Source organism: Gemmatimonadota bacterium (genome assembly GCA_016714015.1).
Taxonomy (GTDB): Bacteria; Gemmatimonadota; Gemmatimonadetes; order Gemmatimonadales; family Gemmatimonadaceae; genus Pseudogemmatithrix.
The window spans coordinates 58,921-72,553 of sequence record JADJNZ010000002.1 but is presented as its reverse complement, the minus strand read 5'-3'; the positions used below and the strand labels follow the sequence as shown (position 1 = coordinate 72,553).

10 protein-coding genes are annotated in these 13,633 nt (G+C 73.3%); 9 read left to right on the top strand and 1 reads right to left on the bottom strand.

Going from position 1 to position 13,633, the window contains the following annotated elements; genetic code table 11:
- The first annotated feature begins 12 nt into the window (after positions 1-12).
- From IPJ78_06625 to IPJ78_06585, 9 genes are read left to right on the top strand one after another with little or no spacing between them, the layout of a single operon-like run.
- The gene (locus IPJ78_06625) at positions 13-993 is read left to right on the top strand and encodes a hypothetical protein (protein ID MBK7906220.1); all 981 of its coding nucleotides are present in this window, start codon (positions 13-15) and stop codon (positions 991-993) included.
- Positions 990-1,829, top strand: coding sequence for a 16S rRNA (cytidine(1402)-2'-O)-methyltransferase (gene rsmI, locus IPJ78_06620; GenBank protein ID MBK7906219.1), 840 nt, complete (start codon positions 990-992; stop codon positions 1,827-1,829). Before IPJ78_06625 ends, rsmI begins: the two co-directional genes overlap by 4 nt.
- On the top strand, positions 1,829-2,530 hold the full coding sequence (locus IPJ78_06615) for a DUF4159 domain-containing protein (GenBank protein ID MBK7906218.1): 702 nt from the start codon (positions 1,829-1,831) through the stop codon (positions 2,528-2,530). The genes rsmI and IPJ78_06615 overlap by 1 nt, the downstream gene beginning before the upstream one ends.
- Positions 2,527-5,892, top strand: coding sequence for a hypothetical protein (locus tag IPJ78_06610; protein MBK7906217.1), 3,366 nt, complete (start codon positions 2,527-2,529; stop codon positions 5,890-5,892). Before IPJ78_06615 ends, IPJ78_06610 begins: the two co-directional genes overlap by 4 nt.
- Positions 5,889-7,622, top strand: coding sequence for a hypothetical protein (locus IPJ78_06605; GenBank protein ID MBK7906216.1), 1,734 nt, complete (start codon positions 5,889-5,891; stop codon positions 7,620-7,622). The genes IPJ78_06610 and IPJ78_06605 overlap by 4 nt, the downstream gene beginning before the upstream one ends.
- Before the next feature lie 20 nt (positions 7,623-7,642).
- Positions 7,643-8,914, top strand: a complete 1,272-nt coding sequence (locus tag IPJ78_06600; protein ID MBK7906215.1) for an asparagine synthetase B — start codon at positions 7,643-7,645, stop codon at positions 8,912-8,914.
- A complete protein-coding gene (locus tag IPJ78_06595) occupies positions 8,911-11,502 on the top strand; it encodes a helicase (protein MBK7906214.1) in 2,592 nt (863 codons plus the stop codon). The genes IPJ78_06600 and IPJ78_06595 overlap by 4 nt, the downstream gene beginning before the upstream one ends.
- A 9-nt stretch (positions 11,503-11,511) precedes the next feature.
- On the top strand, positions 11,512-12,126 hold the full coding sequence (locus IPJ78_06590; protein ID MBK7906213.1) for a fumarylacetoacetate hydrolase family protein: 615 nt from the start codon (positions 11,512-11,514) through the stop codon (positions 12,124-12,126).
- Positions 12,123-13,016: a hypothetical protein gene (locus tag IPJ78_06585; GenBank protein MBK7906212.1), complete on the top strand. Its 894-nt coding sequence runs from the start codon at positions 12,123-12,125 to the stop codon at positions 13,014-13,016. Before IPJ78_06590 ends, IPJ78_06585 begins: the two co-directional genes overlap by 4 nt.
- Here IPJ78_06585 and IPJ78_06580 read toward each other — a convergent pair.
- Entirely contained in the window at positions 13,013-13,633 is a 621-nt protein-coding gene (locus IPJ78_06580; GenBank protein MBK7906211.1) for a hypothetical protein, read from the bottom strand. The genes IPJ78_06585 and IPJ78_06580 overlap by 4 nt on opposite strands.

Genomic DNA, 13,633 nt, shown 5'->3' with positions numbered 1-13,633 from the left:
GTCCCATCCCTGATGGGCATCCCGCGCGACGCACTGCGGTATCCCGCCAAGCGGGTCCTGCTCCAACGGACCCGCTTGGCGTACGTGCATCTGCGCAACCTGCTCACCGACGCCAAGCGCGACCGGTCGGCACGCGTCTACGGCTACGTCGCCGTCTGGCTCCCCGAGGAGCTCATCACGCTCTTCCTCGAGGAGGGCGAGGTGGTCAACGCGACCACCACCGCCGATGGCGAGAAGTTCACGCCCATCGCCATCAGTGACGCCATCACGCGCGTACCCACCGCGGCCGAGTACGGGAGCGTCTGCTTCCACGAGGCGACGGACGAGCAGCTCGACACGATGTGGGCGACGCAGACGGGCGCGCCGCTCCCCTGGCCGCGCGAGCTCAAGCTCGAGGACGGCGACGCCCTGCTCGCCTTCCTCTACGCCACCATGCACGACGGCGCGCTCGAGATCCGCGTGGACGGGCAGGTGCACTACGTCATGATCGCGGCCGGGTCGCCGGCGCGCGGCTTCTTCTCCGACACCCGCCAGGGCGACGTGAAGGCGCATGTGAAGGCGCTCGTCGATCCCCACGGCCCCGCATCGAAGCCGGTCGTGCGCCTCTGGCCGCGGGCGGAGGCGCTGCCGGCGCAGGCCGCCCCCGCGCTCATCCAGGCCTACCGCGACCTCGTCGCCGCCCTCATCGCGCGCTTCGAGAAGGCCGGCCGCACCGACGCTGCCGAGGTCGTCGAGGGGGCGCGGCGCCACGCCGTCGCCAAGTTCGCGCTCCTCGAGCGGTTCTCGCCGAGCATGCCGACGGTGCGTGACCCGGTGACCGACACGGCGATGCTCACCAGCGCGATCGCCGCCTGGTTCGCCGAGGCGCTCCCCGCGCTGGCGACCGACGGCCTCGAGCCCGAACCGGCGCTCAAGGAGCTCACCACGCAGCGGCGCCACATGTTCGCCGCCGCCGGGCTCTTCGACGCGCTGCCGTGGAAGCCGCAGTGGTGACCGATCCCGGCGCGGCGACGCCCGGGACGCTCCACATCGTCAGCACCCCCATCGGGAACCTCGGCGACCTCACGCTCCGCGCGATCGAGGTGCTCCAGCAGGCGAATGCCATCCTTGCCGAGGACACGCGCCACTCGCGCGTCCTCTGCGAACGGCACGCCATCCGCACGCCGCTGCTCGCCTACCACGAGCACAACGAGTCCGAGGCGACGCCGCGGTTCGTCGAGCGGCTCCTCGCCGGCGAGTCGTTCGCGCTGATCACCGACGCGGGCACGCCCATGGTGTCCGATCCCGGCCATCGGCTCGTCGTCGCGGCCATCGCGGCCGGCGTGACGGTCTCGCCGGTCCCGGGGGCGTCGGCGCTGCTCGCGGCGCTCGCCGCCGGCGGACTGCCCACCGATCGCTTCACCTTCTACGGGTTCCTCCCGCGGAAGGGCGGGGAGCGGACCCGCACCCTCGCCGAGATCGTCGCGCTCCCGCACACCGCGGCGCTCTACGAGGCGCCCGGTCGCGTGGCGGAGACGCTGGCCGATCTCGCCGCCGCCGGCGCCGGTGGCCGGCAAACCGTTGTGGCGCGGGAACTGACCAAACAGTACGAGGAGTTCCGCCGAGGAACGGTAGAGGAGCTGGCGCAGTACTATTCGCGGACGGAGCCGCGGGGCGAGGTGGTGCTGCTCGTCGCCGGGGCACCACCCGTGGCCCTCGACGAGGCGGCGTTGCGCGCCCAGGCGGCGACGCTGCGGGCCGAGGGGTTGAGCGCACGCGATGTCGTGCGCGTATTGATGGAGACCGCGCACGCCCCACGGAACCTCGCTTACCGGATCGCCCACGAGTGATGCGCCCCGCCCGCCTCCTGCTGCCCGCTGCCGGCCTCGTCGCCGCGGCGTTGCTCGCGGGCGCCGCCGTGCCGTCGGGCGCCACCGCGCGCGGTCCGCGCCTCGCCGTCGCGCGCCTCCAGTACGAGGGCGACGACTGGTACGCCAACCCGTCGAGCCTCCCGAACCTCATCGCGGCCATCCGTGAGCGCACCACGCTCGCCGTCGAGCCGCGCGAGATCCGCACCACTCTGGCCGATGAGCGGCTCTGGGACTACCCGTTCCTCCACCTCACCGGCCACGGCAACATCAAGTTCAGCGACGCCGACGCCGCGCGCCTCCGCGAGTACCTGCTGCGCGGCGGCTTCCTCCACGCCGACGACAACTACGGCCTCGACGAGCACTTCCGTCGCGAGATCGCCAAGGTCTTCCCCGACCGCAAGCTCGTCGACGTGCCGCTCGACCATCCGATCTACCGCATCGTCTACCCGTTCCCGGAAGGCCTGCCGAAGATCCACGAGCACGACGCCAAGCCGGCGCGCGGCTACGGGATCTTCATCGGCGACCGGCTCGCGGTGTTCTATTCGCACGAGAGCGACCTCGGCAACGGCTGGGAGGACATCGGGACCTATGCCGATGACCCGCCCGCGGCGCACGAGGCCGCGATCCGGATGGGCGTGAACCTCTTCGTCTACGCCGTCACCAGCGGGCCCGGCCGATGAGCGTCCTCGAACTCGTCGCCGACGAGACCCGCCGGCTCTCGCGCTCGGCGCGGCTGCCGATGCTGTTCGTGCCGCTCGGTGCCGGCGCCGCGCTGCTCACCGCCGGCGCGATGTGGCTCGCGCGTGGGCGCTGGCTCGACCTCCCCGCCGCCGTGCCGTTCCTCGTCTGGGTCGCGGCGCTCGTCGGCGCCGCTGTCCTCGCGCGCCTCGTCGGCAAGCGTGCGGCCGCGCGGACCGCCCCCAAGGCCATCGCGCGGGCGATCGAGGAGGAGCAGCGGTTGCGCCGTGGCGCGCTCACCGGGCTCCTCGAGGTGGCGGACCAGGGCGGGGCCTTCGTCGATCGCGCCGCCGACTCGCTCGGCACCGCGCTGAGCGGCGTCGCGGGACGCCCCGCTCCTCGGCATCGGAAGCGGATCGTGCGGGCCGCCGCGCTCTCCGGCATCGCCTTCGCGAACGTCGTCGCCCTCGCCACCGGCAGCTACGGCAAGCGCGAGGACGGCTGGCGCGCCCTGCTCAATCCGGTCGCCGCCTGGCGCGGCACGCTGTTGCCGGCGCTCTCGCTCCCCGAGGCGCCGCGTCGCCTCCAGCGCGGCACGTCGGCCGCCTTCACGGTGCAGGCCACCGGTCGGCGCGAGGTCCATGTGATCTGGCGCGTGACCGGCGCTGGCTGGCGCGACACGACGCTCACCGTCGGCGCGGACGGCATCGCCGTCGTGACGCTCGGCCCCATCGACGCCGACCTCGCGCTCCTCGCGAGCGACGGACGCGCCGAGAGCGACACCGCGCTCGTGCGCGTCGTCGACCGGCCGTTCCTCGGCGACGTCACCATCCGCGCGACCTATCCCGCCTACCTCAACCGCGCGAACGAGCGGCTCGACGCCGACCTGCCGCTCCGGCTCCCCGCCGGGACGCGCCTCGCGTTCGAAGGGCATTCGTCGGAGGCGCTCGCCTCGGTGTCGCTCGTGGCCGACGAGGCGCGCGTGAACTTCCGCGCCGAGGGCACGACCTTCACCGGCGCCTGGTCCCCCACGCGGAGCGCGACCTTCACGTGGGAAGCGAAGGGCGAGCGCACGCCCATCGAGGATCTCCCCGCGCCGCTCTCGGTCGAGGTGCTCGACGATTCGCTCCCGCGGATCGAGATCCTCGAGCCCACCGGCGAGACGCTCGTGGGCGAGACGGATCGCGTGGGGATCGAGATGCTCGCGCAGGACGATCACGCGCTCACCGGCGTCTGGCTGCGCCGTCGCGTGCTCGGCGCCAACGGGGCGGTGCTCGACTCGGCGTCGTACCAGCTGAGCCAGGCGCGCGAGGCGGAGTGGGTGGGCGGGGCGGTGCAGGACATGGCGAACCTCTCGCTGCAGCCGGGCATGCGCGTGGAGTACGTGGCGGTGGCGCGCGATGCGGCGCCGGGCGACCGCGAGAGCGTGAGCCGTCCGCTCGTGCTGCGCGTCCCGAGCACCGACGAGGAACGTCGCGCCGCGCAGGCCGCGAGCGATGCCGTCGTCGCGGCGGCCAACGCGGCGGCGCAGGCGCAGGCGAAGCTCGCCGAACGGACCGAGACCGCCGCGCAGAGCCGCGCCGATCGCGCCGCGCCCAACGCGCCCAACGCGCCGCAGCCTGGGACGCCCAATCAGAACGCCCCCGGCCAGCAGTCCCCGACCGGCCGCCCGATGAACTTCGAGGGCGCGCAGCAGGCGAAGGAGATCGCCGAGCAGCAGCGCGACCTGCAGGAACGGGTCTCGTCGCTCGAGGAGGCGGCGCGGGAGATGGAGGACCGCCTCCGCGCCGCCGGCGCGCTCGACACCGCCCTCGCGCGCCAGCTGCAGGATGCGCAGAAGCTGCTGCGCGAGGCGATGACGCCGGAGATGCAGGAGGCGTTGCAGCGCCTGGAGAGTTCCTCGCAGCAGCTCGACGGCGATCGCACGCGGCAGTCGCTGCGCGACCTCGCCGAGCAGCAGCAGCGGATGCGCGAACAGCTCGAGAAGAGCGCGGAGATGCTCAAGCGCGCCGCGCTCGAAGGGCAGATGCAGTCGGTCGCCGACCAGGCGCGCGACCTCGCGCGGGCGCAGCAGCAGTTCGCCGACAGCACGCAGGCGGGGCCGCCCGATGCGCGCCAGGCCGACCAGCTCGCGCGCCAGACGCGCGACCTCTCGCAGCAGATGGAGGCGCTGCAGGAGCGCCTCGCGCGCGAGCGGGCGCAGACGGGCGCGGCGCAGAGCGAACGCGCCACCGAGGAGGCGCGCCGCTCCGAGGCCGCGCTGCAGGAGGCGATGCGCCAGGCGCGCGACGCGCAGCAGGCGCCGCAGGGTGCGCAGCGCGAGCAGGCCCAGCAGGGCGCGCGCGACGCGGCGCAGCAGGCCGCGCAGTCCATGCAGCAGGCGGCGCAGTCGATGCAGCGCGCCCGCGAGGGGCAGGTCGGGGAATGGAAGGGGGAGCTCAACGACGCGATCGACCAGTCGGTGCAGGAGATGCTCCAGCTCGCGCGCGAGCAGGAACAGCTCGCCCAGCAGGCCCAGCGCGACCCCAACGACGCCAACCTGCGCTCGCAGCAGGCCGCGCTGCAACAGGGCATGGAGCAGGCGCAGCAGCGGCTGAGCGACGAGGCGAAGAAGTCGGCCCTCGTCTCCCCGCGCACGCAGCAGATGATGGAACAGGCGCAGCAGCGCGCGCAGCAGGCCACGCGCGAGGCGGCGCAGAGCCAGCGCGGGCAGGCGTCGCAGTCGATGCAGGAGGCGGCCAACGCCATGCGGCAGGCCGCCGCCCAGCTCACGCGCGACCGCGAGCGCTCCAACAACGCCCAGAGCGCCTCGGGGCTCCCCGAGATGATGCAGCAGATGCAACAGCTCGCGCAGCAGCAGGGCGCGCTCAACGGCCAGATGCAGAGCCTCTTCCCGGGCGCGCAGTCGCGCCCCTCGCAGGACCAGATCGACGCGGCCAATCGCACGCGCGCGCGCGAGCTCGCGCGGTCGCAGCGCGAGGTGGCGCGTGCGCTCGACGAGGTCGCGGACGCCGATCCGACCGGCCGCGCGACCGAGATGGCGCGCGAGGCGCGGATGCTCGCGCAGGCGCTCGACCAGGGCGTCGTCGACGCGGCGACGCAGGCGCGGCAGGAGCGGCTCTTCCGGCGGATGCTCGACGCCGGGCGCGCGCTCGAGCAGGAGCAGAAGGACGAGAGCCAGCGGCGCGAGTCGCGCGCGGCGCGCGGCACCGCGCGCTTCACGCCGCCGGGCGGCCCGGCGCGGGACAAGGCGGCCGACCGCTACACCGTCCCCACCTGGGAGGAGCTGCGCGGGCTCTCCGCCGAGGAGCGCCGGCTCGTGATCGAGTACTTCCGGCGCCTCAACGCGGAGAAGCAGCCGTGACCGCGCGGCCCGGCGCTCCGGCGCGCGGGCTGCGGCGCGCGGGGCTGCTTCTCGCCGGTCTCCTCGCCGCGAGCCCCTTCGCGCCGCTCGGCGCGTCCCTCGCCGCGCAGGAACCCGCCGCGCCGCACGTCTCCCGCGCCCTCGAGGCCGAGTCCGCCGGGAAGAACCGCGAGGCCATCGCCGCCTGGCGCGCCGCCCTCAACTCCGGCGCGGTCACGGCGGCCGTCCTCGGCCTCGAGCGCGTCTTCTCCGTGCTCGCGCAGGAGGATTCGCTCCTCCCGCTCCTCGACACGATCATCCCGGCGCATCCGCGCGACTGGCAGCTGCGCGCCGTGCAGTTGCGCATCTACTCGATCATCGGCCTCGACACGCGCGCCGCGCGCGCCTTCGCCGAGTGGCGCGACCAGAACCCCACCGACGTCACGCCGTACCGCGAGTACGCGCGCGTCCTGCTCTTCAACGGCCGCGCCGCCGCCGCCGACACCGTGCTCCGCCAGGCGTCCGACGCCCTCGGCACCACGCGCGCGCTCGTGCTCGAGGTGGCGCAGATGCGCGCCGCGCTCGGGCTCTGGAAGGAGTCGGCCGAGGCGTGGCGCGACGTGATGGGCGAGGAACCCTACTACGAGCAGGCGACGATCTTCTCGCTGCAGCCGGCGCCGGCCGCGGCGCGCGACGGGATCCGCGCCGTGCTCACCCGCGCCCCCGCCTCGCTCGGCGCCCTGCAATCCATCGCGATGCTCGAGGTGGCCTGGAACGCGCCGCGCGACGGGTGGACCGCGCTCGCCACCCTGCAGCCGTCCGACACCGTGGTCGCCATCTGGCGGCAGTTCGCCGACGAGGTGGAGCGCGCGCGCGCCTGGCCCACCACGCGCGACGCGCTCTCGGCCATCCACGCCGCGCGCCCCGATGCCGACATTGCGCTGCGCGGCGCGCAGGCGGCGATGCGCGCCGATGACGCCCCCGCGGCGCTCCGCCTGGCGCGCGGCGCGGCGGCGATGCTCCCCGAGCCGCGGCGCACCATGGAGACGCTCCCGGTGGAGCTCGAGGCGCTCGCACGGCTGGGGCAGGCGCGCGAGGCCGAAGGCGTGCTCGCGCGCGCCCGCCCGGTGCTCGGCGAGGAGGGCGCGCGCGCGCAGGCGCGCACGATCGCGTGGGCCTGGATCCGCGCCGGCGACATCGGCAAGGCGCGCCTCGCGCTCAAGGACGCCCCGCTCGCGGCCGAGGACGCCGTGGCCGGGTGGCTCGCGCTGTTCGACGGGGACCTCGCCACCGCGCGCACGGCGCTGCGCAACACCGAGGTGCCGGGACAGGACGTGGTGAGCGCGCTCTCGCTGCTCAACCGCACGCGGCTGGCGACGTCGGAGACGATCGGCCTCGCCTTCCTCGCGCTCGCGCGCGGTGACTCCACGCAGGCCTCGCGGCGCTTCGAGGCCGCGGCCGTCGAGGTCCCCGAGGGCGCGTCCCTCCTCCTCACCATCGCCGCCCGGATCGAGACGGCGCGACGCGCCGAGGAGCGCGCCGTCGCGCTCTGGACGCGCGTCGCCACCGAGCACAAGGCGTCGGGCGAGGCGCCGGAAGCGCAGCTGGAGTGGGCGCGGTCGCTGCGCCGGCGCGGCGACCTGCGCGGCGCGCGCGAACATCTCGAGACGCTCATCCTCGACTACCCCCGGAGCGCCCTCGTCCCGCAGGCCCGCCGCGAGCTCGACGCCCTGCGCGGCGCCGTCTCCTGAGTTTGATTCCAGTCATGCCCATCCGCCGCCGGTTCCTGCGCGCCCTCGTCCTCGCCGCCCTCGTCGCCGGTGCGGCGCGGCCCGCGCGCGCCCAGCATCTCCTCGTGCCGATGGATGACGCGCAGGCCAATCACCTCAAGGCCTACGGGATCGTCTTCAGCGCGCTCGCGGACAACATCCGCAGCGAGTGGCTGCTCAACTACCGCGGCGGCGCATTCCTCATCCCCGACCTGCCGAGCATCCGGCGCGGTGCGGCGCTCGCCGGCGTCACCTTCGAGCCCGCCGACGGCGGCGCGGTGGCGACCATCCGGAAGGAGATCGCCGAGGGGAACATGGATGCGGTGCCGCTCGAGAAGGCGCCGCGCATCGCCGTCTACACGCCGCCCGACGCGCCACCCTGGGACGACGCGGTCACGCTCGCCCTCGCGTACGCCGGGATCGAGTACAAGAAGATCTGGGACGACGACGTCCTCGACACGGACCTGTCGCAGTTCGACTGGATCCATCTGCATCACGAGGACTTCACCGGCCAGCAGAACAAGCTCTTCCTCGGCTTCCGCGATGCGCCCTGGTTCATCCAGGCGCGCGATCGCGACCTCGCGACGGGGCGCAAGCACGGCCTCGCGGACGTGCCGGCGCTCAAGAAGGCGGTCGCCGACCGGCTGCGCGCCTTCGTCGAGCGCGGCGGCTTCCTCTTCGCGATGTGCGGCGCCACCGAGACGCTCGAGCTCGCCGTCGGCGCCAAGGGCGTGGACATCGCCGGGCCGTTCAGCGACGGCACGCCGATGGACCCGGACGCCGACGCGAAGATCCAGTGGGATCGCACCTTCGCCGTGCAGGGGGCGCACCTCGAGTTCGCCGCCGGCGTGAACGCCATGAGCGACATCGACGGCCACCAGGTGAACGTGCCGTCGCGCCGCCAGCCGCTCGGCACCTTCTCGCTCTTCGGCTTCTCCGCCAAGTTCGATCCCGTCGCGACGATGCTCGTGCAGGACCACCGCACGGTGATCGGCGACTACTACGGCGTGACCACGTCGTTCATGCGGAAGGTGCTCAAGCCCGGCGTCACCGTGCTCGCGCACGAGGAAGGGGCGCCCTGGGTGAAGTACATCCACGGCACCTACGGCCAGGGCTCGTGGACCTACCTCGGCGGCCACGATCCCGAGGATCCGCAGCACAACATCGGCGCGCCGCCGACCGACCTCGCGCTGCATCCCAACTCGCCGGGGTACCGGCTGATCCTCAACAACGTCCTTTTTCCGGCTGCCAAGAAGAAGCCGCTCAAGACGTGAGCGCGAAGAAGGCGGAAGGCAGAAGGAAGAAGGGGGAAGCGGACGACACGGTGGTGCTCGAGGAGGCGGACGCGCCGGGGTTCCACGGCGAGACCGATCGGCTCGCCCCCGGCGCCGCCAACGCCATCCGCTCCGCGATCCGCCTCGCCGGCCAGCGCGAGGTCTGCTTCGTCTGCACCATCAACGACGACGGCATCGTCCAGACGGCGCGCGTCGTCGCGCGCGGTGATGTGCGGAGCGTGCTCGCGCTCCCCGGCTTCGCCAATCGCGGCGAGCTCCTCGTGCACAACCATCCCTCGGGGTGGCTGGAGCCGAGCGGCGCCGACCTCGAGGTCGCCGCGCGGATGCACGACGACGGGATCGGCTTCGCCATCGTCGACAACGACGCCGGCCGGCTCTACGTCGTCGTCGAGGTGCCGCGGGCGCCCAAGCGCGTCGAGCTCGCGCCGGGCGATGTCGCGGGGATCCTCGGGCCCGACGGACCGATCGCCCACAAGCTCGGCCGCTACGAGGACCGTCCCAGCCAGCGCGAGATGGCGCGCCTCATCGCGCAGCTCTTCTCCCGTGGCGGCGTCGGCCTGATCGAGGCCGGCACCGGCGTGGGCAAGTCGCTCGGCTATCTCGTGCCCGCGCTGCGATGGGCCGCCGAGAGCGGCGAGCGCACCGTCGTGAGCACCAACACCATCACGCTGCAGGAGCAGCTCACGGGGAAGGACCTGCCGTTCCTCGAGGAGACGCTCACCGACCAGAAGGTGCGCTTCGCGCTGCTCAAGGGCTGGCGCAACTATCTCTGCCTCCTGCGCCTCGAGCAGGCGCGGCTGCAGGGCGCATCGCTCTTCGACGAGGGCGCGCAGGCCGAGCTCGCGACCATCGAGGCGTGGGCGGAGAAGACGCAGGACGGCTCGCTCGCCGACCTGCCGACGCCGCCCAAGGCCGAGGTGTGGGACGAGGTCGCCGCCGAGGGCGACCTCTGCACGCGGCTGCGGTGCGCGCACTTCGAGAAGTGCTTCGCCTTCAAGGCGCGCCGCGCCGCCGCGCAGGCCGACGTCATCGTCGTGAACCATCACCTGCTCATGGCCGACCTCGCGGTGCGCCGCGCCTCGCAGCGCTGGGACGACGCGGCCGTGCTGCCGGCCTACAAGCGGCTGATCATCGACGAGGGGCATCACCTCGAGGATGCCGCGGCCGATCACCTCGGACAGTCGGTCTCGCGGCGCGGGCTCGAGCGGCTCTTCGCGCGCCTCGAACGGCGCGGGAAGGGCCTCCTCCCCGCGCTCGAGCGCGCCCTCTCCAAGGGGAGCGACCTGCTCAGCGTCGCGAGCCTCGACCTCGTGCGCGCGCGCCTCGTGCCGTCGCTCGACGCGGCGCGCGCCAAGAGCACCGCGCTCTGCGACCTCCTCGGCACCTGGATGGGCGACCGGCGCGAGTCGCAGGTGCGGCTCACCGACAGCTTCGACGACGATCCCATCTGGCGCGCCGGGCTCACCGCCGCGCTCGACGACCTGCTCGGCGAGATCGAGCTCCTCGGCGACGGCCTGCGCATGGTGCGCGAGCGCTTGGAGACCGACGAGAAGCGCGCCGACGAACTCGCGCCGTTGCTCAACGAGGTGCGCGGCGTCGCGCGCCGGCTCCAGACCTCCGGTGACGCGCTCCGCGTCGCGCTCAAGCCCGATCGCGAGGGGACGCCGCGCGTGCGCTGGCTCGAACTGCGCGGCAGCGAGCGGAACATCGGCGCGACGGCGGTGCCGCTCGACCTCGCGCCGCTGCTCCGCGAGGACCTCTTCCGGCGCGTCGAGACCGCGATCATCACGAGCGCCACGCTCGCGGTGGGGGATGGCTTCGCGTTCATCACCAAGCGGTTGGGGCTCGACGACGAGGAGCTCGAGCCGATGACGGCGCAGCTCGCGTCTCCGTTCGACTACCCGCGGCAGTCGATGCTCGCCATCCCGAGCGACTTCCCGGCCCCCAACACCGACGGGCCCAAGCATCTCCAGCGCGCCATCGACGCCGCGATCGACCTCATCGGGTTCTCGGGGGGCGGCGTCTTCGTGCTCTTTACGAGCCACCGCGACGTGAAGGAGGCGGCGCGCATCTTCCGCGAGCGTGGCGTGGCCGGCCGGCACGCGCTCCTCGTGCACGGCGAGGCGCCGCGCGATGACCTGCTGCGCCGCTTCCGCGACCACGGCGACGCCGTCCTCGTGGGGACGGCCAGCTTCTGGGAGGGCGTGGACGTCCCGGGCCGGGCGCTGCGGGGACTCGTGCTCGGGAAGATCCCGTTCCGCGTCCCCACCGAGCCCATCACCGCGGCGCAGTGCGAGGCGATCGAGGCCGAGGGGCGCAGCTCGTTCGACGAGTACATGATCCCCCACGCCGCGCTGCGGCTCAAGCAGGGGTTCGGGCGGCTCATCCGCACCGGGACCGACCGCGGGGCGGTGGTCATCTGCGACCCGCGGGTGGTAACGAAGGGCTACGGGCGGCGTCTCATCGAGGGACTCCCCCCGGCGACCCGCATCCAGGGCCCCTGGGCGATGCTCCGCGAGGAGCTGGCGGCCTTCTACCGGCAGTCCGAAACGGGCGGAAAGGGGTAGATTCCGAGGATGCAGAGACCCGGCAAGATCATGTGCGTGGGGCGGAACTACCGCGAACACGCGAAGGAGATGGGCAACGAGGTCCCGACCACGCCGCTGGTGTTCATCAAGCCGGCGAGCTCGGTCGTCGCCTCGGGTGACGCCATCGTGCTCCCGGCAGGTATCGGGCGTGTGGACTTCGAGGGCGAGATCGGGCTCGTGATCGGCCGTCGGCTCAAGCGCGCGACGCCGGCCGAGTGCGCGGCGGCGGTGAAGGGCGTGGTGGCGGTGAACGACGTGAGCGCGCGCGACCTGCAGAAGAGCGACCCGCAGTGGTGGCGGGCCAAGGGGCAGGACACGTTCTGTCCCATCGGGCCGTTGAAGGAGGGAACGCCGGATTTCGGCGCGCTCGAGATGATCACGCGAGTAAACGGTCAGGTGCGTCAGCGGGGACTCAGTAGTGATATGGTCTTCCCCATCCCCGATCTCATCGCGTTCATCTCGGCATCGGTGACGCTCGAACCGGGCGATGTGGTGATCACGGGGACGCCGGAAGGCGTGGGTCCCCTGGTGGCAGGCGACGTCGTGGAGGTCGAGATCGTGGGGTGGAGCACGGTGACGAACCCGGTGACGGCCGAGGCATGAGCAAGAAGCGGGCGATCAAGCTCCTCCCGGCGCGTCGCGGTGATCCGCGCGCGTCGGTGGCGGCGTTCGCCCTGCAGATCGTCCTGCTCTTCATCATCGTGCCGTCGTTCATCGTTCCGGTGGCGATGGACTATCTCCGCGACGACCGCGGCAACGCGGTCATGCCGGAGCGGATCACGTTCATCACGGCGGTGCCGGAGCGGACGAGTCCGAGCCGCGAGCGGCCGCGCGCCGGCGGCGATGGGCGCGCCCCGAGCAGCGAGCCGGCCGTGCCGAACGTCCAGCCGATGCCGTCGGCGCCGACCAGCGTTCCCACGGGCATCGCCGAACCGTCCGCCGCGCCGCCGCGTCCGAGCGGCGGTGTCGGCCCGCTCGTCGGGGGCGGTGGCCCCACCGCCGGCGTTCGCCCCTCGTTCAACGATCCACGCCTCTGGGTCTCGCCGTCGGGCGAGGTCGAGGCCCCCATGATCCCGCTCACCCGCGCCGACTCGCTCGAGCTGCTGCTCCGCGCCGCGACGATCGCGTTCATGGACTCGGCCAACCGCGCCGCGCCGGCCCCGGGCCGCGCGCCGGGCGACTGGACCTACACCTCGCGCAGCGGCAAGAAGTACGGCGTCGATCCCAAGTTCATCCGGCTCGGCGACTTCTCCATCCCCACCGCCGTGCTCGCCCTCCTGCCGATGAACAACGTGCAGGGGAACCCGACCGCGATGGACCGCGCGCGGCGGCTGAGCTCCATGCGCAACGAGATCCTCGAGCAGGCCGAGCGCCGCGCGCGCGACGATGATTTCTACGCCGCGGTGCGCGCCCTGCGCGAGCGCAAGGAGAAGGAACGTCGCGAGGCGCAGCAGGCGCAGCAGAAGTCCACCACACCGCCGCCCGCGAACTAGTCGCGCTGGACCGTCGGCAGGCGCAGCACGCCGACGAGCGGCCCCAATATCTCGAAGTCGTCCGTCGCGCCGAGCTCGATGTCATCGGCGCCGGGACGTGGCGCGCGCAGCACCAGCTGCGCCCCGCGCCGCTCGAGCGTCCGGGCGAGCACTGCGCCCCCCACGCGCGCGACCACCGCCGCCTGCTCGGCCGCCCGCGCTCCCGGGTGCACCAGGAGCAGGTCGCCCTGCTTCACCGCATGCACCGGCGCGTCCTCGATCACCGCCCGCACGAGGAAGCAGTCGTCGGCCGGGAGCAGGGCGCGGTCGATGGTCACATGCATCTCGGTGACGAGCGCGGTGCCCACGTCGAGCCGCACCACCGGCACCGGCTGCGTGAGCGAGCCGCCCGCGAAGCCCTCGATGACGAGCCCGCGCGAACGGCCGGGGGCGCGGCGCACGTAGCCCTTCCGCTCCAGCGACGCGAAGAGGTCGGTCACCGTCTTCGTCGACGGGATCCGGAACTGCCGCGCCACCTCGCGCACGCTCGGCTGGAACGTGTGTTCCGCCAGGTAGTCGATGAGGAAGTGGTAGACCTTCCGCTCGACCGGCGTGAGGGCTTCGCGCGGCGCGGTCAC